Here is a 23010-nt window from a genome sequence, read left to right as displayed (position 1 = left end):
CTTAATCCTCGTGGCTCGCTTCGCCCTTGCCGATCTCGGCCTTGAGCGTGAAACTTCCGGTGGTGGCGATCTGTTCGTTGCCGGTCAGGCCCGACCGGACGATCACCGTGTCGCCCGACGCATCGCCGAGCTGGACCGGGGTCGCCTTGAAGCCGGTGGGCGTGCGCACGAACACGACCGACTTGCCCTCGAAACTCTGGACCGCCGTCGTCGGCACGCGGACCGCCCCGCTGCCGCCGCTGCCCGTGAGCTGCACGGCTGCCGTCACAGGCTCGCCGACCCGCCATTCGCCACCGCGATTGTCGAGGGTGGCGAGCGCAGGCACGAGCCGCGTCTGCGGATCAAGCGCCGGCGACACGAAGGTCACGCGGGCGGTCGCCTGACGGCCTGCCGCCTTCACCAGCACCGTATTGCCGGGACGCACCCGGCCCGCATCCTCGGGCTTGAGATTAAGCGCGATCGACACCTGGCTCAGGTTGGCGATGCGATAGAGTTCGGCATCCGCCGCGACCGTTTGTCCCAGCGTCACGGGGCGCGCAATGATCTGGCCCGAGATCGGCGCGGCAATGCCGAGCCGGTTGAGCCCGCCGCCGCCGACACCCGCCGCCGAAACCATGCTCTGCGCCTGCGTCAGGGCGATCCGCGCCTCCGTCGCCGCTGTGCGGGCGGCGATCAGATCCTGTTCAGGGGAGACTCTCTGCGCGAACAGCCGCTGTTCGCGCGCGAGGTTCGAATTAGCGAGCTGAAGCCGCGCCCGCGCCGCCTCGACCTCGCCCTTGATCTGCGCCGCCTCGCGGCTTTCGATGACCGCAATGGTCTGGCCGCGTCCGACCGATTGGCCGAGGTTACGGGTGAGCGCGACCACGCGTCCCGCAATTGCGGCCGAGACGACCTGCGTTCCCTGTGGGTCGCCCTCGATGATCGCGGGCAGCTCGATCGTCCCGGCCCCGCCGATGATCGGCCGTCCGACCTGGACGCCCGCTGTGGCGATCTGGTCGGCACCCAATGTGACGACGCCTTCACCGGCATGACCGCCTTCAGCACCGCCCTTTTCCGTGCCCGCTGCCGTCTCATTGGCAGCTGCGCCTTCGGCAGTTGCCTCGTTTCCGCCATCCTTGCCGCCGCAGGCAGCCAAGAGCAGGGCGAGCGACGCCGCGCCCGCGAGATAAAAGCTCTTCATCACTGACTCCCCCCATTGGGCGCACGAGCGGTCAGTCGCTCCACTTGCGCGCGGGCATTCTGGTACTTGGCAAGCGCATCGATCGCGGCGACCCGCGTCTCGGCGAGTGTGCGTTCCGCATCGAGCAATTCGAGCTGGCCGAACTTGCCCTCGCGATAACCGATCCGCGCGATGCGGGCCGCCTCCTGTGCAGCCGCCAGCGCCGGCCCCGACGCCGCACGAGCCGTCGTTGCGGCATTGGCCGCCTGCGCCTGCGCGTCCGTGATCGCCTGTTCGATGTCGAGCGCGGTCACGCGACGTTGTGCATCCGCCTGCGTCCGCTGCGCGGTCGCCTGCGCGATCGCCGCGCGACCATTGTTGAACACCGGGATCGGGATCGACACGGTGAACACCGCCGCCATGTCATTGGTCGCTTCCAGTCGGCGGATCGCAGGCCCGACATTGAGGTCAGGGACGCGATTGGCGCGCGCAAGCCGCACGCCCGCTTCCGCGATCGAGAAATCCGCGTTCGCCGCCGCCAGCGCGAGCGTGCCGGTCGCCTCGACCGGTGCCACCGGCCCATAAATGTTCGCCCCCGGCAGGCGATCGAGCAGCGTGTCATCGAGCGCACCGTCAATCGGTCGACCGATCCGGCGCGCCAGATTGGCCCGCGCCGCCTCCGCCAAGCGAAGCTGCCGCTCCACATTGGCGTCGGCATTGATGCGCGCGACATCTGCGCGCTGTTGCTCGAGCGGGGAGGCCCGCCCCGCCTGCACGCGAACGCTCGCGGCCCGCAGCGCGTCGCTGGCGATCCGGGCCTGGTCGCGGGCTGTTGTAACCCGGCGATCGGCCGCGACCGCCTCGACATAAAGCTGCGTCACCTGAAGCCGGACATCTGCCGCGATGATCGCGGCCTGGATCTCGGCCCGGGACAATTGCGCATTGGCGACCGCGACGCGGGCGCCGCGCTTGCCGCCTAGCTCGATCGGGATCGCAAAGCCGACCGTGGATTCCGCGCTGCGGACCCCACGATACGGCCCCGAGCCGATGACATTCTCAACCTGGCCTTGGACAACCGGGTTGGGCCGCAGTCCGGCGACCGTGCGGCCCGCACGGGCCGCATCGACCGCGGCTGTCGCCGCTTCGGCAGCAGGGGCCGAACCGCCCGCTGCACTGACCGCTTGGTCAAGCGTGTAGACCGGCGCGTCCTGCGCAAAAGGCGCGGACGGTCCGACCTGCGCCTGCGCCATAGTGGCGCACGACGCTGCGGCCAGCATGGCCGAGAGGATACGATGCATGAAAATAGGACTCCTGACGATGATCGACAGGGGCGCGCCAACGCACGCCCAAATCGGACGTCAGGCTTGGGGGGGCCTCAAATGGACCATGCCGGTGCGGCCGTCGAGCGACGCAGAGGCGGAGATTGTCGGCTTGGGCACTGTGAGGACGGGGGTATATTCCATCGTCGTGCGCGCAGGCGCGCCGACGTCGTGTCCGTGACAATAATTGTGATGATGCGGGACATTCTTGTCCGAATCCGATGGCACTTGATCGATGTCGCCATCGGTATGGATTGTGAACTCGACGCCCGCGATGCTTCCCCCCGCCAGATCGGCGGCATGAGCCATGCCGGAGAAGCTGGTGAGGACCAGCATCAGGCATGTCAGGAGAGGCAAAAAGGCTCGCACGAACCCGCCCTTACCACGGAGAGGTTTCCATGTCATTGCAATAACTCGCGAGCCGGTGCCTTCGCGGCACGCCATGCCGGCCAGGCTTCCCCAAGCACGCGCCATGCCGAGCGCAGGAAGATCACGGCGATCAACCCGCCGACGATGATGTCCGGCCAAGCCGAGCCGGTCAGGCCGACCAATCCGGCAGCCGCGAGAACCCCGACGTTTGACGCGACATCATTGCGCGAGCACTCGAACGTGCTCGACATGTTCACATTCTCACGACGGAAGCGCCAGAGCAGCGCGAGGCAGATTAGGTTCGCAACCAGCGCGGCGCTGCCAACCCCGAGCATCAAGCCCGATGCCGGAGGAACGCCGTTCGCAATCTTGTCAGCGATCTCGAAAATGACCGCGACGCCGAAAGCCAGGATGATGCCACCCTTCGCCAGTGCTGCCCCCGCCTCCCAGCGCGCACCCCGATGCAATGCATAGAGACTGAGCGCATAGACCACCGCGTCGCCGAACATGTCGACCGAATCCGCCATCAAGGCAGAGGAACGCGCGACGACGCCGCCGCCAAACTCGACCACGAACATCGCGAGATTGATGAGCATCACGATGATGAGCACGCGGCGCTGCTCGGCCTTGCGACCAAGTTCCGCGATCGTGTCGCGTTTTGATGAGCAACATGCGTCTGCCATTATCGAAGCTCGATTCGTGGATCAGACGCCCTATATGAACCCTCATCCTACTAGAGGGTCAAGAGGTTCGGCGATGAAAATCGGTGAGATCGCAAAGCGCACTGGGTTGAAGATAGAGACGGTCCGTTTCTACGAGGCAGAAGGGCTGGTTCCCGCTCCCATCCGTAGCGGTGGCAACTATCGACTCTATGATCGCTCGCACCTTGATCGCCTGTCGTTCATCAAACGCTCGCGTGATCTGGGTTTCACCCTGGATCAGGTTCGTGCGCTCCTGCGGCTTTCAGATGATCCGCGCGGTTCCTGTGCCGAGGCCGACCAGATAGCTGCGGTCCACATCGCGGAAATCGATCGCAAGCTGGCCGACCTTACAGCGCTGAGGTCGGAAATCGCGCAGTGGGGTGACACCTGCAACGCCAGCATCGTTGCCGAATGCAAGGTTATCGACGCCCTGTCGCATTGAACCAAACCAAGTCGGGCGCGACCCTGCCGGGCACGGCTCTATCGGCGCCCTGGCGTACGCCGACCGAGCCACCGTGCCGGCGTCTCGGCCCAAAGGGTAACGATCCTCGCGTGAGGTGTGCCACATGGCACACCTGTCGCCGCTGCCCGATGGGCGCGACTTCACTCGCCTAGCGCCGCGGCCCTCCCCCGGAGGCCCGCCAGCGCGGGGAACAACAAGGGCTGCTGCCCTTTCGTTCCCGAAGGAAAATAGACGCCCCCGTGTTGTCCGCCAAGCGCGGCACCCGACGCCCAGATGGGCGTCGGCCGCGCTAGGGCGGCCTGCCCGCGCCAAGGCCATCGATTTTCCTCCTCCCTCCCCATCCCGCTCCTCGCCGGAGAGGCAGACCCGGTTGCTGCGGCAACCGGCTTTCAGCCGCAGGAAGAAGGAGAAAGGACAATGGCTTACACCCGATACAAGGGCGATCCCTACTGGAAACGGGCCAAGGTGGGCGGGACCAGTGCAGACGGCACCCCCTACGCCAAAGGCGACCGCGTGTTCTTCTATCCACGATCCGGCGCGACCTATGCAGGCGACGCCGCGTCCCGCGCATCAGCCGAGTTCGACGAGCTGGCAAGCCTCGAAGGCTGACCCTTTCCCCCCAATCGACACCACAGATCACAGGAGTTTCATCATGGGTATCACCACCATCAAGCTGTCGCAGCTTCGCCTTTCCCCGCTCAATCAGCGGCGCGTGAAGCCTTCCGCCGTGGAAGCGATGGCCGACGACATTGCCGCGCACGGCCTGTTGCAGAACCTTGTCGCCTACGAGGACGAGGGCCTGTTCTATGTGTTCGCCGGAGGGCGGCGCTATCGGGGCCTCAAGGAACTGGCGAAGCGCAAGCGGATCAAGAACAGCGACACCTTCCCCGTCGAGGTCCGCACCAAGGAAGAGGCCATCGAACTGTCGCTCGCGGAGAACTTCCAGCGCGAGGACATGCACCCCGCCGACAGCATCCGCGCCTTTGCGGCACTGCGCGACACTGGCATGGACGCCGAGGAAATCGCAGCCCGGTTCGGTCAGGCAGTCAGCTTCGTCTACAAGATGCTTCGCCTTTCCGCGCTCGCACCCACGCTGATCGACCTGATCGCCAAGGACCAGTTGTCGCTTGAGGCGGCGCGCGCGCTCACCCTCACCGAGGATCACGACCAGCAGATCAAGGTCTGCAAGGCGGCGAATGGTCACGCCCACACCATCCGGCGGATGCTCACCACGGAGAAGGTGGACACCACCAGCGGTGCGTTTCTTTTCGTCGGACGCGATGCCTATGAGGCGAAGGGCGGGACGATCACGGTGGACCTGTTCAGCCAAGGAGCGGAGGGCTTTGCCGACCAGCCCGAGCTTGTGCAGGAACTGGCCGAAGAAAAGCTGGACGGCATTGCGGATGAATATCGAGCGATCGGTTGGCACGAGGTCCGCGCCACGCTGGAACGGCCCTATGATCTCTACATGAAGGGCAGCATCTATCCGGCCACCCGCGAGCCGACCGAGGACGAGGTGGCGCGGCTTGCCGCCATCGATGCCGAAATCGAGGCGATTGCCGAGGCCGAGGGCGAAGATAGCGACGGCATCGAGCCGCTGTCCGACGAGCGCGACACCATCACCGAAGGAATGCGGGCGTTCAATGCGGAGCAGGTCGCAGTCGGGGGCGTGGCGCTATGGGTTTCGCATGACGGTTCGCTCGGCAAGAGCTTCTATCGCGCCAAGGCCGAGGCGAAGCCCAAAGCGAGCAGCGGTGAACCCCAACCCCTCTATAGCAACAGCCTGTTCGCGGACCTGACCCGCATCAAGACGCAGATCGTGCAGGAAGCCGTCGCGGCCGACCCGGCGCTGGCGCTCGACATCATGCTGGACAGCCTTGCAGGCCAGTTGCTCCACGGCGCGCACAGCTACCAAATGGCCCTTGAGGTTCAGGCCAAGACGGTCGCGACCGATGTGGCCGACGAGCTTATGGCAACGAGCGACGTTCGCCCCGTCGAGGAAGTGATGGCGACCCGCTTCGCATCGATCCCCACCGAAGGCCGGTTCGACGCAATCCGCGCCATGACCAGCGACGACAAGATGGCATTGCTGGCGGGCCTTGTCGCCATGACCGTTGACGGCACTGTGTTCGCGGGTGGCTCCCCCGGCAGTCGGCATCACCATTTCGAGCAGATCGCGCGCGCGACCGGCGTGGACATCGCAGCCCGTTGGACCGCCCCCATCGCACTGTTCGACAAGATGCGACGAGCCGCGATGATCGACCTGTTGCGCGAGGAATGCGGTGCTTCCAGCGCCGAGAATTGCGCGACCATCAAGAAGAAGGGTGATCTTGCCGTCAATGTGTCGGGACGGCTTCCGGGAGGGTGGCTACCTGCCCCCATGAAGATTGGCGCGTTCGATCAGCCCGAGGCCGACCCGGAGGATTTCGACACCGACATGGACGGTGACGGGATCGAGGACGACGACATGGAGCGCGGCGAATTTGCCGACGATGAAATGGCCTGATCTGATCGGGGGGCCGGTGATAATCGGCCCCCTTCCCTCTGTCTCAGCAGCGCCCTCGCCGCCAGCGCGACAGCCATGCCCCGCATGGCTGTCGCGCCCGCTGCCCTTGCAGGCCAGCGCGCGCCGCCCGCCCACAAGGGACGGGCGGCGCGATTGCGGCTAAGTTATAGCCTCAGTCGTAGTGTGGGCCATCCACGTGCGTGCCGCTGAAATCCACGCCGCGCCGCGTCGCCACGAGGTCGAAGCGCTTGAAGAAGGCGAGGGCTTCTCCTGGCGTAACGCGCACCTCGACGGCGCGCACCGCTGCCGGAGCAGGCTCAAATTCAGCAGATCGAAGGAGGTATGCCACCAGCGACACGTCAGTCACAGGGGTGCCCCGGTTCTCTCCGGAAGCGATCCTGAATCCTACGACACGCTCGTCACTTTCGGCCTTCCCCAAGGACACCAGATAATCGGCAAGCGCCACGTTGTCGGAAATGTCCGCCGCAACAGTCCCCTTGAAATCGTTATATTGGACGCCAGCGTTGAAGGTATCCATTCCATTTCCCCGTTCTGCTATTTCGCGCGAGCCGATCTCGCTGCGCTCCTACCTAATGCTGCGCGCCGTCATTCGTCGCTTGAAACAGCCACGAGCATATAAGTCCGCGTTTAGCGCTGCCGGGAGCCGCAAAAGCAAAGGGCGGAAGACCGCTCTCCCGCCCCCTACTGGTGACGCTGGCGCAACTGCGCCGATGGTGCGGGGCCGGCCACACCAGCAGACCAGCCAACGATCAGTGCCCAGACGGTTTCGAAAGAAACAGAACAGAGCTTCATCACGTTAGTCACTGGGTTCAGGTTGGTGTTCTTGACCTTGTGCGCCTTGCGAGCGCGAGATTTTGAACGTGTAATCATAGGCAATCCCTCCATGAAGATGACGCTCGCATAGCGAAGCGCCAGGGCCAAAAAGAGGACACCGATAATCAGCCAGCCTGCGGGAATTGAACCCCCCAGCACCCCGAAGCCACGAAGGCCAGCTCCTAAGTAGGTTCGTGGGTTCGCATGTTCAATGTTCGCATAGGTGTGCCACGTGGCACACCCTCGTTCGCCATGATCGAGCGCGCTTCGAACCACGCGAACAGGTCCGCCACAGCGCGCCGGCGATAGGCATTGAGCCATCGACGACGCCGATGCTCGTCAGCATCGTGGATCATGTGGCACCGCTGGCAGAGCGCAGCCAGGTTGCGCGGGGCGTTGTCGGTCGGATCATGGTTGAGGTGGGCGCAGGCGATATAGACCCGCGTGATACGGACGATCGCCACGAGGTCTATCGCCCCGACCCTGATCCGCCTTCCGCGCCCGTCTCGCCATTGCCGACGATCCATGTCCCACCACCGTCCGTCGCCCAAGTGGAATACGCGCTGACCATGCGGGCGATGGCAATGCTCGCACCGCCCATTGGCGCGGCCGAAGCGAATGGCTCTCGACAGCTCGGGCCAGTCGATCGGGTAAAGCCAGCGATGTTCGGCCATGATCGGCATGACAATTCTATGAGTCAGCGGGAACGAGAACGAAAGCAGAAAATCACCTGATCGACCGCCCTGGTGGGCGGGCGTTGTTTGGTAGGGCTGTCCGTCAGTCTCCTCCCATCGTGAGGGACGCGGCCCGCCGCCTCAAGGATCAGCGGTCCCCCCAATTCACTGCGTAAATCGGCTCCCCCGCTGTCCGGCAAGCCGGCCGCTTCGCGGTCCTGTGACCCGGCGTTCCGCGCACCTCCCGCTGTCGTCGCCAATCACGGCAACACGGAGGTTTTCCATGTCCCATCATCGCCTGTTTGCGCAGCTCGCCTTCGAGCGTGCGCTTGGGATGGCCGCGCTCAATGCGCTGGCTCAGGCCGTCGCCGAGTGCGACCAATTCCGCGCCGTAGGCCGCGAGCGCGACCCGATCCATTTCTGGGTTCTGGCCGGTGAACTGGAAGACGTGGTGCAAGATCGCATCCGCGACGTGTTGGATGGTCCTGGCCTTGCCGTCGTCGAGCGCGGCGAGCTTTTCCATCAGCCCCGCATCGTCGAGCTGGTGATCGCCGCTCGCGACGCACGCACCGCGCCGTCATGACGGCGCGCTTGCGCGCAAGAATGCCGTGCGGAGATCCGCACCGCGCCGTCCTCGCCGCCCGCGCATCGCGCGATCGGCGCGAGGGAACACCAAGGGCGCCGCCCTTTCGTTCCCGAACGACAATCGACCGCCCGTGTAATCCGCCAAGCACGGCACCCGGCGCAAAGCGCCGACCGCACTAGGGCGGCTCGCCCGCGCCAGCAGTAGATTCTCGCTCCCCCTCCCCATCCCGTCCTCGCCGGACAGGCAGGGCCGTGAGGCCGAGCGGCCTTGCGGCCCATGCAGCAGGAGGATCAGTTATGCGCAGCCCCGAACAACTCGACACCATCCGTCGCCTGAACGATGCGGCCCGGAGCAATCCCGGCACGGCTTCCATTGCCAACGTCACGCTAGGGTTTCAGTCCCTTCCCGATGCCGACCGCTTTGCGGCACTGGCGGCGATCGTGGGATTTTCCCGGTTCGACGGAGACAATGACCCCTATGGGGAACATGATTTCGGCGCGGTCTATCGCCTCGCGACGGGAGGGTGGACGCAGGAGCGGCCCAAAGACGAGAAGACGATTGCCGAGACAGTGTTCTGGAAAGTGGATTACTACGATAATACGCTCACCTATGGCAGCGAAGTGCCGTGGGATGAGCACCAGACCAAGCGTGTGCTGACCATCATGTTAGCCAACGAATACTGATAGTTGCGGCGATCATCCCGCGCCCGAACGGGCGCGGGACATGGTGAACCGAGTGACTGCCGCGTCGAGTGATTTGTTGAGGAATCGCGCCGGGGAGAGTAAGGTTAAGATAGAAAGGATGACGCGATGGCCCAGATCGATATTGAAGCGCTGCGCGAGCGCATCCGCCAGATGGATTTCGAACGCGGCACTCCCGAACAGATCGCGCTCTGGCGCGAGGATGTCGCGGAGTCCCGCGCCAATCTCGTGATTGAAGACATGACGCCGACCATCGATGAAGACGCGATGTTCGCGATGATGCTCGACGAGGGTGTGCCTCCCGCACTCATGCCCTCGATCATCCTTAGTCTCTATCCGCCCGGAACCCGCCAGATCGCTGCCTGACATTGGCAAGCGATCCTTACACGTATCCCGGCACCGAGACGCTTCGAAACCGGCTCGGGCTCACCGATGAAAAGACGCTCATCGAAGCTGAGCGGCGCCTAACGCAGGCGCGCGGCGCAGAGGCCGCGCGCCTGACTTTTCCAGCGACGACCGACGGCTATCGCGCGCTTCACAAGCATCTGTTTCAAGACCTCTATGATTGGGCGGGGCAGGACCGGACCGTCAACATCGCCAAGGGCGGCTCGAGCTTCGCAGCCGTGCCCTATGTCGCGCGTGAACTCGACAAGCGGTTTGCCGACATGGGCGCGCAAAGCGGCTTTCGCGGACTTCCTCGAGACGAGTTTTTCGACCGGCTCGGCGACCACATCAACGAGATCAACGCCATCCATCCTTTCCGCGAAGGTAATGGGCGCACCATGCGCCACCACGCGGCGCAGCTCGCGCGCGAGGCCGGACACCCGATCCGCATCGCCGCGATCGACAAAGACAAGTGGATGGAGGCATCCCGGCACGGCTTTCTAACGGGGGATCATCGCGGCATGGCCGCGGTTCTTTCCGCAGCGGCAGTCAAGCGCGACCTCGCGCCCGAGGCGCGCATCGGTCCCGCCGGGATTGCCATGCTTCCGAACCGCGCGCCACCCGAGGGGCAACGCTATCGCGTCACCCTCGCTAAGGCGCGCGAAGAACTGGAACGCTACCTGCCCGCCGCCCGACAGCAGGCGGCCGAACGATTGCGCGAATTGATCGGAGAAAGCGCGCCATCTACTGCCATCGCGAATGCACGAACCGAGCTTGCCTATGTCCGGCACGCCAAGGGTCCGATCTACCAGTCCCACCTTTTGACCTATCTCGGCGTGCGGCAGGTCGATGCCGTCGTTACCGCCCAACAAACGCCCCTTGAGCGTGTGCGTGAGATCGGGGCCGCCCTGGGCGTGCAGATCAACGGTCAGCAATCGGCGCAGCTTCAACGCGCCGTGCGGGCGCTGGAGCGGCCGATCCTCCCCCCCGGCCATTCACCCGGGCAAGAGCGGCTTGCCGAGCTTTTCATCAAGAACACGCCCGAAAAGAACCATGCCGATCCACGCCTTTCGCCCGCGCAAGCGATTGTCGATGCCGCCATGAAGACGGCGGCCAATCGGGGTGAAAGCGCCCGCATGGTCGCAACGATCAGGGAGTCGACGCGCCAGCTCGTCGCCGATCGGATCAAGGCTGGCGGTTCACTGGACGGCGAGATCGGCCGCGCGGCGCAGGTGCAGGCACCTGCACCGCGCGATAAGGACCGGAGCCGCTAACGGCTTCATCGCGCAACGGGTATCTCCCCGATCCGGGTCGTCCATGCCGGGCTCTTCTGTGATCGCTTCGTATCGAACGACCGCGCACCGCACCCCTGCGCCGCCAAGATGACCGTGTTTCTCCCAAACCGGCTATTGAGACCATCCATTGCCGCCAACAGCGCGGGTGCCTTGGGATCGGCTGTCGCAAAGAGGTCCGCCTGCCCCGCCCCTTCCGCTGTCAGATCCTCCAGCAAGACGCCGCATTTGGTATAGACGCCTCCCGGTTGAAACATCGCTTCCATCATCTTCCCCGCGATCCCCACGATGATGCGCGGATCGTTGGTCGGCGGGGACAGCCGCGCCGATCGGGATGCCGAAGGCGGGTTCGGGCGATAACGCGAGCCATGTGCGAAGGCGATCAACCGGCTCGCCGCCAGTCCTTGCGCGCGTATCTTCTCGGCCGCACGCGCTGCGCGGCGCGCCATCGCTTCGCGCAGCTCGGCGAGATCGGAGACGGGCGCGCCAAATTGCCGCGTCACTGCGGTCGCCTTGAGCGGTTCGGGCGCCACCTTGAAGTCGTCGCACTCGATCCCACCCAGCTCGCGCACGAGCCGTTCCAGCACCACCGTTCCCACATCGCGTGCGACCGCCGGAGGTAGCGCGGCCAAGTCCGCCGTCGTCTTCACACCGAGCGGGCGGAGCCGCGCTGCCAGCGCGTGCCCGATGCCCCACACTTCTCCTACCGGCCATTGGTCGAACAGACGCCGGCGCAGCTCGACGTCGTGGAGATCGACCACCCCTCCCCACACCTTCTCGGTCGCCTTCGCCAAGGCGTTTGCCACCTTGGATAACGTGCGGGTCGGACCCAAGCCGATCCGGGTCGGCAGGCCGACCGATCGCGCTATATCCTCGCGGACCGCGTGCGCGGCCACGACGTTGCCGAGGCCGTCCGGCAGCACCGGCAGCCGGAAAAAGCTTTCGTCGATCGAGTAGATCTCCACCATATCGGAGTGATCGGCGATGACCGCGTTGAAGCGTCGATTGAGGTCGGCATACAGTTCATAATTGCTCGATCGGAGCTGGATTCCGTGGCGTTTGATCCGATCGCGCATCTTGAAGACCGGGTCGCCCATACGGACGTGCAGCGCCTTCGCCTCTTCACTGCGCGCGATCGCGCAGCCATCGTTGTTGGACAAGACGATGACGGGCACATCGCGCAGGGCCGGATCGAACAATCGCTCCGCGCTGACGTAGAAATTGGCTATGTCGACGATTGCCCATGACACGGCGCTAGCGTCGATAGTCGCGGACGCCGGTCCGCACGACACCCCATATCTCCACCCCTTCCACGGGTGTCGGCTCGTAGATTTGCTGCGCGTTCCGCGCTTCCAGGAGGAGGTCGCCGCGTCTCCGGCAGAGCTGACGGCACACGAAGCCGCCATCCACGATCGCAATAACGATATGCCCCTCGACGGGGCGCGTGTCGCGATCGACCACCACGACGTCGTTGTCGTGGATGCCAGCGTCGATCATGCTCGATCCGCTGATGCGGAAGACGAAACTTGCCGCCCGATCGAGCCGCAGCAACTCGATCAGGCTTATGGCGTCGTCCTGCCAGTCTTGGGCAGGGCTTGGAAAGCCGGCTCCTGCTGCACCAACGATCCGGAGAATGGTCCCCTGCGGCACGTCGGCAAGCGGGACCGGCTGCATCAGAGGCAGCATCAGAGATTCCCTTCACCCTCCATTGTAACACTCGCGCGAACGAAAGGGGAACAGGAGAGTTGAACCATTCGCCGCAACGCGGGGGACGGTTCCTCTTGCGACCGTCGCGACAGATGGCACGATGCGCGTTCAAGGAGATCACGATGCCCGCCACCAACGTCAATACCGCCAGCGCCGCAGAACTCGACGCTGTTCCGGGTCTCAATGGGCATGGCCCGGAGATCGTGCGCTACCGCGAGGAGCGCGGCGGCTTCAGCGATTTGCGCCAACTGGAGGAAGTGCCCGGACTTGCCGGAAAGGTCGACGGCAGCAGCGCGGCCCTTACCGTGGGCGACGCGAATTGAGAGACGAGCATGAGTGACACGGACGCAGATGACGACGACGATGGCGCCTATTATGTCGTACCCGAAGAGGCGATCCAGTATCTGCCGCGAGAATGGCAAGAAGCGATCTACGCGCGTGCCGAGGACGGTCGCAAAGTCTTGGAAGCCGCCGACAAGGAGCTGAAACAGCTCTCGCGACTATCGCTGTCCTTCTACCACGTGACGGTCCTGAAGCACATCAGGGACAAGCTGGCCGTCTATCGTTTCAAGGCGGATATGGCCGCGTTCCTCGAATTGGACATGCTAACGACCGCCTTCGTCGCCACCTATGTCCGGCTTCACACCGGAGGGAGCGGCAGCGGCTTCGCTCGCGACGCGCTGCCCGAGGCGTTGCGCAGCGCCCATGACGAAATCATCGATATGCGGAACAAGCGATATGCCCATGTTGCAGAACACGATTCCGTCAACGATGAAATGGAGATCCAGGAGGATGAAGGGCGCTTCATCGTCAATCTAGGCTTCCGCTTCGGGTTCTATATCGGAGGGTCGAACGACTGGACGAAGCTCGTCGATGCGCTCGACGAGATATTCGCCGAGCGAGGTCAAAAGATCGTCGAGCGGCTTCAGGCCAGGACCGGTAGAGAATGGTCGATCGCGCAAGGCCCCCCTCCCGACGCGACGCCGACCTGACTGGAGGGGGCGCAGCCGGCACGGGGTCTAAGGATCGGTCCTTAGCGTGTCATTCCGCCCCGAGCCGGAACCGATTGAGGTGCATAGATTGCGTGACGGGTTAGGTGACACCGCTCGATGCCGATCGAGCCGGACAGGCGCTCCGTCACACATACGCACGTTTGCGGATCGTCCCGTTTCTCCATCTTCAACTGGCCATGTTGGGAAAACCCATTGGGGAACAGACTTGGGAAAACCGTGCAGTCGCGACGCGCGCGATCAGCGCAAACTCCCCGGCTGTCTCGCTACGGGTTCCCAATCGAGAAAGGCGTCAGGACTGTGGCGCGGTCGCGATGTTCGACAGGTCCGTGGCCGGATTGATCGGCATCCCGGCCTCCCTGCGCTCCGAGTAGCGATCGATAAGCTGGACGGTGTGGGGGCGCAGCAGGACGGTAAAGCGCACCAGTTCCTCCATCAAGTCCACGATCCGATCGTAATAGCTAGACGGCTTCATGCGACCGGCGTCGTCAAACTCGTTGAACGCCTTAGCGATGCTCGATTGGTTGGGGATCGTCACCATCCGCATCCATCGGCCCAACACGCGCAGCGTGTTGACGCTGTTGAACGACTGCGACCCGGCCGACACCTGCATCACGGCGAGCGTGCGGCCCTGCGTCGGACGCATCCCACCCATCGAGAGCGGCAAGTGGTCGATCTGCAACTTCATGATGCCGGTGATCTGTCCGTGCCGTTCGGGGCTGCACCATACCTGCCCTTCCGACCACATCGATAGCTCGCGCAACTCATGGACGGCCGGGTGATCGTCGCCAGCGTGCTGATCAGGTAGCGGGAGGGTGGACGGATCGAAGAGGCGCGTTTCGCAGCCGAAAAAGCGGAGCAGACGCGCCGCTTCCTCGACGCACAGCCGGGAATAGGATCGTTCGCGCAGCGAGCCATAGAGCAGGAGAATACGCGGCGCCGGATCGATCGCGCCCAGCCCCAGCGCCGGCCGCTGGATGGCATAGGCGGTATCGAGTGCCGGCAGATATTCGGGGTCGGCAAGGTCGCGAAGGGGCATCAGGTAAGTCCGATCCGCAGCGCGAGCGCGGCAAGGGTGATGAGCAGGACGGGCACGGTGAGCGTGACCCCGACCCGGAAATAATAGCCCCATCCGATCCGCACGCCCTTCTGCCCCAAGACGTGCAGCCACAGCAGCGTGGCGAGTGAGCCGATCGGCGTCAGCTTGGGGCCGAGATCGCAGCCGATCACGTTGGCGTAGATCATTGCTTCCCTGATCGCGCCCGTCGCGTGGGTCGCGTCGATCGAGAGCGCGCCTAACAGCACGGTCGGCATGTTGTTCATCATCGACGACAAGACGGCCGCGATCACGCCCGTTCCCAGCGCCGCGCCCCACACCCCGCCTTGGGCGGGGCGGTCGAGCAGCGCCGCCAGATGATCGGTCAGGCCCGCGTTCCGCAGGCCATAGACGACCAGGTACATGCCGAGCGAGAATATGACGACCTGCCACGGCGCGCCGCGCAGCACCTTGCCGGTCTGGATGACATGGCCTCGCCCCGCAGTCACCAGCAGCAAGATCGCGCCGGCAACGGCTACGGCGCTGACCGGGACGCCGAGCGGTTCCAGCAGAAAGAAGCCGGCGAGCAGCAGGGCAAGGACGATCCATCCGGCGCGGAAGGTCGTGGTGTCGCGGATTGCGGCACCGGGCGCACGCAGCGCGGCCACGTCGTAATTTCGCGGTATATCACGTCGAAAGAAGATCAGCAGCGCGCCCAGTGTGGCGGCAATCGACACCAGATCGACCGGCACCATCACGGCTGCATAGTCACCGAATCCGATCTTGAAGAAGTCAGCCGACACGATGTTAACGAGGTTCGACACGACCAGCGGCAGGCTTGCGGTGTCGGCGATGAACCCGGCCGCCATGACGAAAGCCAGCGTCGCCTTGTCCTTGAACCCCAGCGCCCGCAGCATGGCGATGACGATCGGTGTCAGGATCAGCGCCGCACCATCATTGGCGAATAGCGCGGACACCGCCGCGCCGAGCAGCACGGTCAGGACGAACAGCCGACGACCATGCCCCCCGCCCCAGCGGGCGACGTACAGCGCCGCCCATTCAAAGAACCCGGCTTCATCCAGCAACAGGCTGATGACGATGATCGCAACGAACGCGGCCGTCGCGTTCCAGACGATGCCCCATACTACCGGCACGTCGGACAAGGTGACGACGCCTGCGAGCAGCGCCACGACGGCCCCGCCTATCGCGCTCCACCCGATGCCGAGGCCTTTGGGTTGCCAGATGACGAGCGCGATCGTCGCGACGAAGATCAGGACGGCAAGAAGCATCAGGCGACGCGCTGGCCCGAAGCATCAACCACCTGTTCGCCGTCTTCCTTGGCAAACGCGGCAAGCTGGCCACTCGGCAACAGATCGAGGACGGCTTCGGAAGGGCGGCACAGCTTCACGCCGAGCGGCGAGACGACCAGCGGCCGGTTGATGAGGATCGGATGCGCCATCATCGCGTCCACCAGCGCGTCGTCGGACAGGAACGTGTTGCCTAGGCCCAGCTCCGCATAGGGGGTTCCCTTCTCGCGCAGCAGCTCGCGAGGCGTCATGCCGGCGCGGTCGATCAGCTCGACCAGCAGCGCGCGTGCGGGCGGGGTTTTCAGATACTCGACCACATGCGGTTCGATGCCGGCATTGCGGATCATGGCGAGGGCGTTGCGTGACGTGCCGCACGCAGGGTTGTGATAGATGACGATATCAATGGCCAAGGGGCGTCCTTTCAGCAGCAAGGGGCGAGTTCGGCGAGGAGCGGCACACATAGTTCGGGCGAGCCGGCGCAGCAGTCCTTGACGAGAAACAGGGTCAGCGCGCGCAGGCCGCCCAGATCGGCGCGGTAGATGATCGACCGGCTATGCCGTTCGGATCGGACCAAGCCGGCGCGGGCGAGGATACCGAGGTGCGCCGACATAGTGTTTTGCGGCACGTCAAGCTGACGGGCGATTTCACCGGCCGCCAGTCCGGTCGGTTCATGGCGAACCAGCAAGCGAAACACATCGAGCCGTGTTCCCTGTGCGAGCGCACCAAGAGCAGCGATTGCCGAATCGATTTCCATATATCCAGCATAGCAGATATATCGGTTAACGCTATTGTCTCGCGCCTGTTGGTAGATCACGTGTCTCGCCACTCACCCGCAACGGGTTTCGGGAGGACTAAGGGCGTCCCAAAACTCGATCCCAGTTGGGAAGGGCTGCATGACCTTGCCGGCCCTTCGGCTGAAAGGTTGCGCGGAAGAATGCGAGAAGATGGTCGCGTAAGTGGCGTCGGGCGACCTTGATCGGTCGCCCTACTCTTCACATCGCCGACATGGGTGGTTCGAGCGTTCCCAGCCATGCGACGAGCGCGAGGATCGTAATGGCACTGACCGCCTCGATCCCGAGGCTGCGCCGTAAAGCGCTGAGTGCGCCGCGTTGATCGCTACCCGGCAGCGCTTGCTCCAATGCGGGCGTCAGCCGGAAGCGATTGAGCGATGCCAGCACCAGCATCGCGCCGAACAAGACGAGCTTGGCGAGCAGGAGCTGGCCGTAAAGGGATGTGGCGAGCTTTGGAAGGTTGCCTACACCGACTAGCAGCCATGTATTGACGAGGCCGGTAACGATAATGGTGCCGACCACGATCGTACCGACCAGGCCGAACCCGTGCAGTACACGATGCGTAAGCGTCAGATGAGCCGCGTCGGCCCGGCGGGTAGGGCGAGCCACAAGCAGGACAAGGCCAAACAGCGCCCCGACCCAAGCACCGGCTGCGAGCAGGTGGAGAATATCGGCAAGGAGGTGAGCCCAGCCTTTTGCGCCCTCATCCATCGCACCGTGCCCGGTCCAGGCGAGTGTCGCCAGCGCCACAGCGCTGGCGATCACCACGACGCCGAGGAGAGGCGCACGTCCGGCCGCCGCCAAGGCGGCGACCGACGCCACGACCAGCGCGGTCATGCGTGCTTCCCATGCCGTGCCTATGGTCGACCCGGAAAGCAGCATTCCGATCGCCTCGCGATCGATTGGCCAGGGCGGTGTGCCCGCCATCGCCGCAGCGAGTAGCGCGAGTGCGATGGCGGAGAGCAGAAGGCCCAGCAAACCGAGACCGACGAGCCAGAGGCGCAACGCGAGCGCGCTGGCGCGCTCGCGTCCCTTGAGGCCGTAGAGGCCGAATGCCGACAGGCCGAACAGCCCGCCCAGCGCCAGAAAGAGCGCGAAGCGTACAGCGATCAGCGGCCAGTCGGTTTCCACGTCACTTGACCGCGAAGGTGTAGTTGCCGGCGACGCGGTGGGTGTCGCTCGACACGACATGCCATGCAACGGTGTAGCGGCCCGGAGCGAGCGGCGCCTTGGGCGTAAGGACAAGCGTGCTGCCGTCACCGGCGACGGCTGCCGTCGTCGTGATCTTCATCGGCGCGTGCGTTGCCCCGCCATGTCCGGTCATCATGAGATCGGCGCCGGAGAACTTCGGCATCAGCTTTTCGCTGAAACGCAGCTCGATACGGGCAGGCTTGTCGACGGTCGCATTCGCGGTCGGCGAGGCTGTCACGAGTTTCGGATGAGCCTGCGCTGCGCTGGCGATGCCGAGAAGGGCGAGGGCGGTAGGGAGGAAGATGCTACGCATGAGATTACTCCGTGGGTTCGTGCCCTATCTACGCGCCCCGGTCGCGCACCCCTTAGCCGCCCGATGAGGGATGTCGGGCAATCCTGCGTATGAAATGCTAGTGGGGTGGAGTGGAAAGCATGGACGAACTGGACAGAGCATTGGCGAGGCTGGCGGGCGCACCCGCCCCTGCCGCGCTGGACGGCATCGAGACGCGGGTACTTGCACGGATCGGCTCGCGGCCCGTCGTGCGGCAGGCCGGCATCGGTCTTGGCGTAGTGACGGCAGCGGCGCTTGCGATCGGCATCGTCGGAGCCGAGCTGCCCGTCGCTGCCCGCCCGACCGTTTCCCTGGCCCCGCTTGGCGGAGCGTCGCCGCTTGCGCCTTCCTCCTTGCTCCTGGGTGAGCAATGACCTCGACGACGCGCATCGTTCTCGGTGTCGTGCTCGCCTTTCTGGCCGCGATCGGAGGCGTGTTCGTCGGGCGGGCGCTGTTGCCGCAGCCCAAGCAGCCAGGTGCCGCGCTGCATGACGTATTGCACCACAAGCTGACGCTCGACGACGGCCAGCAGGCACGGTTGAAGGTGCTGGAAGATCGCTTCGCGATGCAGCGGCGTGCGCTCGAGCTCGAAATGCGCGCTGCCAACACCCGGCTCGCCGAGGCGATCCAAACCGAACATGGCAATGGCCTCAAGGTCGCAGCCGCGGTGGACCAGAGCCATGCGGCGATGGGCGAGCTGCAAAAGGCGACGCTCGCGCATATCTTCGCCATGCGGCAGTTGCTGCGACCCGATCAGACCTCCCAATTTGATGCCGCGGTGGTGAAGGCACTCACCGACGGTCAGGGGTGAGCATCGACTGGACCGCATTGTCTGACGGCGAACTGGCGACGCTCAGTATCGCCGGCCGTCAGGCGGCCTTTGCGGAAATCATGCGCCGTTACCGTCAGCCGGTTTTTCGGCTCGCGCGTGCCTCTGTAGGCGAAACCGATGAAGCGCTTGATCTGGTTCAGGAAACCTTTGTTGCCGCGCATCAGGCGTTGCCGCGCTACGACACGCAGCGCGCGATGAAGGCATGGCTGTCGACGATCGCGATCAACAAATGCCGGGATTGGGCGAGGAAGCGCGCCGTTCGCCGTTTTCTGTCCTTCGGCTTCGCGGCGGAGGATCAGGCTGACACCCTTCCCGACAACGCCGTGCCGATCGATGACAGTGCAGCCGATCGCCAGGAGCTTGATCGGGTGACGCGCGCTATCTCGACGTTGCCGGTCAATCTGAAGGAGCCGCTGGTGCTGCGGACGATCGAGGGCTTGAGCCAGGCGGAGACGGCCGAGGTGTTGGGTATCAGCCAGAAGGCGGTCGAAACCCGCCTTTATCGCGCGCGGGCGCAGCTCATGGAAAAGTTGAACGCGGCTAAGGGATGATCGGGCGAGACGCGTAGAAGGGGTGAGGGCCGATCGCGGCCCGACCCTTGAGGAGCTTCGATGTCGCGCGTTCTCGATCGCCGCCAAGTGCTGCGCGGTGCCACCATGGCGGGAGGCGGCCTTGCCCTGTCGGCCTATATGCCGGCGTGGGCGCAATCCGTTTCCGCTGGTATCGCCAAACCGTTGCCGACCGTCTCGGGCGAGGACATTACGCTGAGGGTCGCGCATCAGAAGATGATGATCGACGGGCGGGAAAGCCACGCGATTGGCATCAACGGCACCGTGCCGGCACCGCTGATCCGCCTGCGCGAAGGCCAGAATGTGCGCCTTCATGTCGTCAACGACCTGGACGAAGAAACCTCGATCCACTGGCACGGCCTGCTGGTGCCGTTTCAGATGGACGGTGTTCCTGGCATCAGCTTTCCCGGCATTCCAGCGCGCTCGACCTTCACCTACGAATTTCCGATCATCCAGAGCGGCACTTACTGGTATCACAGCCATTCGGGGCTTCAGGAACAGGACGGTCACTACGGGCCGATCCTGATCGATCCCAAGGACCCGGACCCGGTGCAGTTCGATCGCGAGCACGTCATCGTGCTATCCGATCACAGCTTCCAGCATTCGCATTACCTGTTCGACCGGCTCAAGAAGGAGTCGGGCTATTTCAACCGCCAGCGCCAGACCTTGGCCGGCTTGCTCGCGGGCAAGGATCAGCCGCTCAAAGAGCGGTTGATGTGGGGCAAGATGCGGATGGACCCAGCTGACGTCGCCGACGTGACCGGATCGACCTACACCTATCTGGTCAACGGTCATGGGCCGCGCGACAACTGGACCGCGCTGTTCAAGCCCGGCGAGCGGGTCCGGCTCCGCTTCATCAACGCATCGTCCATGACGACCTTCAACGTCCGCATTCCGGGCCTGCCGATGACGATCGTCGCAGCGGACGGCCTGAACGTGCGGCCGGTCCAGATCGATGAGTTCCAGTTCGGTCCCGCCGAAACCTATGATGCGATCGTTACGCCTCCCGACATGCGCGCGTACACGCTCGTCGGCGAAAGTGTTGACCGCTCTGGCCAAGCCCGGGCCACGCTCGCGCCGCGTGAGGGCATGGCTGCCGAGGTTCCTCCCCTCCGCAAGCGTCCGCTCGCGACCATGAAGGACATGGGCATGGGCGGCCACGACATGGGCACCATGGATCACGGCGCCATGCAAGGCATGGGGAACGGTGCGGCGGGCGCGCAGGCCGGTTCGATGGCGGGCATGGACCATAGCGCGATGAACCATGGTGCCGGTGCCGGCTCGATGCAGGGGATGAATCATTCCCAGATGAACCACGGCACGGCCGCTGCCGCTGCCGGAGGGATGGCCGGAATGGCGATGCCGCAGGGTCAAAGCGGCACGATGGCCGGGATGGATCATGGCTCGGGCGCAATGCCCGGCATGGCAGGCGATCAGTCGATGGCCGGCATGGACATGGGTGGCATGGACATGGGCAACATGAACATGCGCGACTTCTCGAAGGCACCGGAGGTGAAGAAGGGGCCGGGCGTTCAGACCATCTCGGCTATGCCGGTGGACCGCACCGGCGATCCGGGTCAGGGGCTGGAGAATGTCGGCCACCGCGTGCTGACCTATCGCGATCTGATGGCGCTCGACCGCAACCCCGATACGCGGGCACCAGAGCGCGAGATCAAGCTTCACCTCACCGGCAACATGGAACGCTACATGTGGGGCTTCGACGGCGAAAAGCTGTCAGAGAACCCCGATCCGATCACGCTGCTGCATGGCGAGCGGGTGCGCGTCACCCTCATCAACGACACGATGATGGGCCACCCGATCCACATTCACGGTCACTTCTTCGAGCTGGTGACGGGGAAAGGCGCCTATGCGCCCCGAAAGCATACTGTGCTGGTCCAACCGGGCGGAACTGTCAGTTGGGACGTGACGGGAGAGGAAGGCGACTGGGCGTTCCACTGCCACATGCTCTACCACATGCACGCGGGCATGATGCGTGTCGTCCAGGTCCGCAAGGCCGGGGAGGCCGCAGCATGAGCCGGTCGATCCTCCTTGCCGGTTTGGCATCAGCGATCATCGCTGTTCCTGCCTTCGCACAGAGCATGGACCATTCCATGCACGACATGCCGGGCATGACCATGCCGGCCAAGCCTGCCGCCAAGGCCGCCCCGAAACCCGCGCGGAAAGCCGCCGCGAAGCCGGCATCCAAGCGCAAGGCACCTGCCAGAAAGACGGCGTCCCGACGTGCGCAGGCCCAAGCTCCGGCGACTGACCCGCACGCCGGTCACGATATGAGCGGGATGCAGGGGATGGACATGGGCGGCCAGCAGTCGGCCCCCGCCTCGAACCCGCACGCGGGCCACGATATGTCGGCCATGCCCGGCATGGGTGCCCCGGCAGGAACGGCGCAGGACCAACACGCCGGCCACGACATGAACGCGATGCCGGGCATGGCGATGAACGGCGATCAGGGCGGCGCTAAAGTCGGGACCGACCTGCCCCCCGGCAATAAGCCCGCACCCGCTCCCTCCGGCGATCATCTTGCCGATCGTTTCTGGGGTGCGAAGGCGATGGCGACCTCCCGCGAGGACGATCTGCGTCGCGAGCATGGCGGGATGACCTACTATCAGGTGCTCTTCAATCTGGCCGAGTACCAGGCTCGCAAGGGTAGCGACGGGTATCGTTGGGATGGCGAGGCGTGGGTCGGAGGCGACATTGATCGCCTGTGGCTGAAGTCGGAGGGCGAAGGCAGTTTCGGCAAGTCGCTCGACAGCGCCGAGGTTCAGGCGCTCTACAGCCATGCACTCGACCCCTATTGGAACCTCCAGGCGGGCGTCCGCTACGACATCAAACCCAACCCTTCCCGGACCTATGCGACCGTGGGTATCGAGGGGCTGGCACCTTACTGGTTCGAGGTAGAAGGTGCGCTGTTCCTGTCGAACAAGGGCGAGGTGCTGGGTCGTGCTGAGGGCTATTACGATCAGCGCATCACCAATTATTTCACGCTTCAGCCAAGGGTCGAAGCCAACTTCTCTGCGCAGGACGTGCCGGAGACAGGCACCGGGTCGGGGCTTACCGATCTGGAGGCAGGCCTGAGGCTTCGGTATGAAGGCCGGCGCGAGCTGGCGCCGTATATCGGCGTGTCGTGGGAACGGCAGTTCGGCGACACCGCGCGCTTCACGCGGGCACGCGGCGGTGACACCGGCGGGTTCAGCTTCGTCGCTGGCGTGAGGACCTGGTTCTGAGCCCGC

The 23010-nt window shown here is 64.6% G+C and carries 29 protein-coding genes; 14 read left to right on the top strand and 15 right to left on the bottom strand.

All coding sequences use genetic code 11. The features are described 5' to 3' along the window. Position 1: 1 nt before the first annotated feature. The 4 genes from V7E00_RS19560 to V7E00_RS19545 all read right to left on the bottom strand — a co-directional run bounded on the left by V7E00_RS19560 (position 2) and on the right by V7E00_RS19545 (position 3530). Positions 2-1180, bottom strand: a complete 1179-nt coding sequence (locus tag V7E00_RS19560) for an efflux RND transporter periplasmic adaptor subunit (protein WP_004212877.1) — start codon at positions 1178-1180, stop codon at positions 2-4. Next, a complete protein-coding gene (locus tag V7E00_RS19555; RefSeq protein WP_333574288.1) occupies positions 1180-2457 on the bottom strand; it encodes a TolC family protein in 1278 nt (425 codons plus the stop codon). Before V7E00_RS19555 ends, V7E00_RS19560 begins: the two co-directional genes overlap by 1 nt. Before the next feature lie 60 nt (positions 2458-2517). Then, positions 2518-2814, bottom strand: a complete 297-nt coding sequence (locus tag V7E00_RS19550) for a hypothetical protein (RefSeq protein ID WP_019368268.1) — start codon at positions 2812-2814, stop codon at positions 2518-2520. A gap of 65 nt (positions 2815-2879) precedes the next feature. Beyond that, the gene (locus V7E00_RS19545) at positions 2880-3530 is read right to left on the bottom strand and encodes a cation transporter (RefSeq protein ID WP_053556561.1); all 651 of its coding nucleotides are present in this window, start codon (positions 3528-3530) and stop codon (positions 2880-2882) included. 73 nt (positions 3531-3603) lie between these two features. On the opposite strand from V7E00_RS19545, the gene V7E00_RS19540 reads away from it, so the two are divergent. The 3 genes from V7E00_RS19540 to V7E00_RS19530 all read left to right on the top strand — a co-directional run bounded on the left by V7E00_RS19540 (position 3604) and on the right by V7E00_RS19530 (position 6517). Further along, the gene (locus V7E00_RS19540) at positions 3604-3990 is read left to right on the top strand and encodes a MerR family transcriptional regulator (protein WP_019368266.1); all 387 of its coding nucleotides are present in this window, start codon (positions 3604-3606) and stop codon (positions 3988-3990) included. A 438-nt stretch (positions 3991-4428) separates the two neighbouring features. Next, complete coding sequence (locus V7E00_RS19535) at positions 4429-4620, top strand: hypothetical protein (protein WP_019368265.1); 192 nt, start codon at positions 4429-4431, stop codon at positions 4618-4620. Positions 4621-4663: 43 nt separating this feature from the next. Further along, complete coding sequence (locus V7E00_RS19530) at positions 4664-6517, top strand: ParB/RepB/Spo0J family partition protein (RefSeq protein WP_019368264.1); 1854 nt, start codon at positions 4664-4666, stop codon at positions 6515-6517. Between the two features lie 172 nt (positions 6518-6689). Here the strand turns inward: V7E00_RS19530 and V7E00_RS19525 are convergent, their stop codons facing one another. From V7E00_RS19525 to V7E00_RS19515, 3 genes are all read right to left on the bottom strand, one after another. Continuing rightward, positions 6690-7055 (bottom strand): hypothetical protein, encoded by a 366-nt coding sequence (locus tag V7E00_RS19525; protein ID WP_017503420.1) that lies wholly within the window; start codon positions 7053-7055, stop codon positions 6690-6692. A gap of 164 nt (positions 7056-7219) precedes the next feature. Beyond that, a complete protein-coding gene (locus tag V7E00_RS19520; protein ID WP_125977912.1) occupies positions 7220-7459 on the bottom strand; it encodes a hypothetical protein in 240 nt (79 codons plus the stop codon). A 74-nt stretch (positions 7460-7533) separates the two neighbouring features. Further along, entirely contained in the window at positions 7534-8034 is a 501-nt protein-coding gene (locus V7E00_RS19515) for a hypothetical protein (RefSeq protein ID WP_019368263.1), read from the bottom strand. Between the two features lie 274 nt (positions 8035-8308). Here V7E00_RS19515 and V7E00_RS19510 point away from each other — a divergent pair, with 274 nt between their 5' ends. The 4 genes from V7E00_RS19510 (at position 8309) to V7E00_RS19495 (ending at position 10970) form a co-directional block, all read left to right on the top strand. Then, entirely contained in the window at positions 8309-8608 is a 300-nt protein-coding gene (locus V7E00_RS19510; RefSeq protein ID WP_019368262.1) for a hypothetical protein, read from the top strand. Positions 8609-8907: 299 nt separating this feature from the next. Next, entirely contained in the window at positions 8908-9294 is a 387-nt protein-coding gene (locus tag V7E00_RS19505) for a DUF3768 domain-containing protein (protein WP_019368261.1), read from the top strand. 126 nt (positions 9295-9420) lie between these two features. Further along, the gene (locus V7E00_RS19500; RefSeq protein WP_017503786.1) at positions 9421-9678 is read left to right on the top strand and encodes a hypothetical protein; all 258 of its coding nucleotides are present in this window, start codon (positions 9421-9423) and stop codon (positions 9676-9678) included. A 2-nt stretch (positions 9679-9680) separates the two neighbouring features. Beyond that, positions 9681-10970: a Fic/DOC family protein gene (locus tag V7E00_RS19495; RefSeq protein ID WP_019368260.1), complete on the top strand. Its 1290-nt coding sequence runs from the start codon at positions 9681-9683 to the stop codon at positions 10968-10970. 5 nt (positions 10971-10975) lie between these two features. Here V7E00_RS19495 and V7E00_RS19490 read toward each other — a convergent pair whose 3' ends face one another. Together V7E00_RS19490 and V7E00_RS19485 are read right to left on the bottom strand one after the other, a co-directional pair. Beyond that, on the bottom strand, positions 10976-12238 hold the full coding sequence (locus tag V7E00_RS19490; RefSeq protein WP_026008903.1) for a Y-family DNA polymerase: 1263 nt from the start codon (positions 12236-12238) through the stop codon (positions 10976-10978). A gap of 4 nt (positions 12239-12242) precedes the next feature. Continuing rightward, complete coding sequence (locus V7E00_RS19485) at positions 12243-12677, bottom strand: LexA family protein (protein ID WP_026008902.1); 435 nt, start codon at positions 12675-12677, stop codon at positions 12243-12245. Between the two features lie 140 nt (positions 12678-12817). On the opposite strand from V7E00_RS19485, the gene V7E00_RS19480 reads away from it, so the two are divergent. Together V7E00_RS19480 and V7E00_RS19475 are read left to right on the top strand one after the other, a co-directional pair. After that, entirely contained in the window at positions 12818-13018 is a 201-nt protein-coding gene (locus V7E00_RS19480) for a helix-hairpin-helix domain-containing protein (RefSeq protein WP_026008901.1), read from the top strand. Positions 13019-13027: 9 nt separating this feature from the next. Continuing rightward, positions 13028-13687: a hypothetical protein gene (locus V7E00_RS19475; RefSeq protein ID WP_019368256.1), complete on the top strand. Its 660-nt coding sequence runs from the start codon at positions 13028-13030 to the stop codon at positions 13685-13687. A gap of 310 nt (positions 13688-13997) precedes the next feature. Here the strand turns inward: V7E00_RS19475 and arsH are convergent, their stop codons facing one another. From arsH to copC, 6 genes are all read right to left on the bottom strand, one after another. Then, on the bottom strand, positions 13998-14744 hold the full coding sequence (arsH, locus tag V7E00_RS19470) for an arsenical resistance protein ArsH (RefSeq protein ID WP_019368255.1): 747 nt from the start codon (positions 14742-14744) through the stop codon (positions 13998-14000). Further along, positions 14744-16030: an arsenic transporter gene (locus V7E00_RS19465; protein ID WP_019368254.1), complete on the bottom strand. Its 1287-nt coding sequence runs from the start codon at positions 16028-16030 to the stop codon at positions 14744-14746. Before V7E00_RS19465 ends, arsH begins: the two co-directional genes overlap by 1 nt. Next, positions 16030-16458, bottom strand: coding sequence for an arsenate reductase (glutaredoxin) (gene arsC, locus V7E00_RS19460; protein WP_333574305.1), 429 nt, complete (start codon positions 16456-16458; stop codon positions 16030-16032). Before arsC ends, V7E00_RS19465 begins: the two co-directional genes overlap by 1 nt. Positions 16459-16469: 11 nt before the next feature. Continuing rightward, complete coding sequence (locus tag V7E00_RS19455; RefSeq protein WP_019368252.1) at positions 16470-16802, bottom strand: ArsR/SmtB family transcription factor; 333 nt, start codon at positions 16800-16802, stop codon at positions 16470-16472. A gap of 238 nt (positions 16803-17040) precedes the next feature. Continuing rightward, positions 17041-17970 carry a copper homeostasis membrane protein CopD gene (gene copD, locus V7E00_RS19450; protein WP_019368251.1) on the bottom strand — a complete coding sequence of 310 codons (930 nt, stop codon included), beginning with the start codon at positions 17968-17970 and terminating at the stop codon, positions 17041-17043. Between the two features lies 1 nt (position 17971). After that, the gene (copC, locus tag V7E00_RS19445; RefSeq protein ID WP_019368250.1) at positions 17972-18343 is read right to left on the bottom strand and encodes a copper homeostasis periplasmic binding protein CopC; all 372 of its coding nucleotides are present in this window, start codon (positions 18341-18343) and stop codon (positions 17972-17974) included. A 119-nt stretch (positions 18344-18462) separates the two neighbouring features. On the opposite strand from copC, the gene V7E00_RS19440 reads away from it, so the two are divergent. Genes V7E00_RS19440 through V7E00_RS19420 form a run of 5 tightly spaced genes read left to right on the top strand, consistent with a single transcriptional unit; the run spans position 18463 to position 23004 of the window. After that, positions 18463-18735 (top strand): hypothetical protein, encoded by a 273-nt coding sequence (locus tag V7E00_RS19440; RefSeq protein ID WP_019368249.1) that lies wholly within the window; start codon positions 18463-18465, stop codon positions 18733-18735. Then, positions 18732-19172, top strand: a complete 441-nt coding sequence (locus V7E00_RS19435; RefSeq protein ID WP_019368248.1) for a periplasmic heavy metal sensor — start codon at positions 18732-18734, stop codon at positions 19170-19172. The genes V7E00_RS19440 and V7E00_RS19435 overlap by 4 nt, the downstream gene beginning before the upstream one ends. Beyond that, positions 19169-19744, top strand: coding sequence for an RNA polymerase sigma factor (locus V7E00_RS19430; protein WP_019368247.1), 576 nt, complete (start codon positions 19169-19171; stop codon positions 19742-19744). The genes V7E00_RS19435 and V7E00_RS19430 overlap by 4 nt, the downstream gene beginning before the upstream one ends. A 60-nt stretch (positions 19745-19804) precedes the next feature. Then, on the top strand, positions 19805-21796 hold the full coding sequence (locus V7E00_RS19425; protein ID WP_019368246.1) for a copper resistance system multicopper oxidase: 1992 nt from the start codon (positions 19805-19807) through the stop codon (positions 21794-21796). After that, positions 21793-23004, top strand: a complete 1212-nt coding sequence (locus V7E00_RS19420; RefSeq protein WP_026008900.1) for a copper resistance protein B — start codon at positions 21793-21795, stop codon at positions 23002-23004. Before V7E00_RS19425 ends, V7E00_RS19420 begins: the two co-directional genes overlap by 4 nt. The last annotated feature ends 6 nt before the right edge of the window (positions 23005-23010 follow it).

It is taken from the genome of Sphingomonas sp. (assembly GCF_036731925.1).
In the GTDB taxonomy this organism is placed as follows: domain Bacteria; phylum Pseudomonadota; class Alphaproteobacteria; order Sphingomonadales; family Sphingomonadaceae; genus Sphingomonas.
This window is presented reverse-complemented; position numbering and strand designations above follow the sequence as displayed.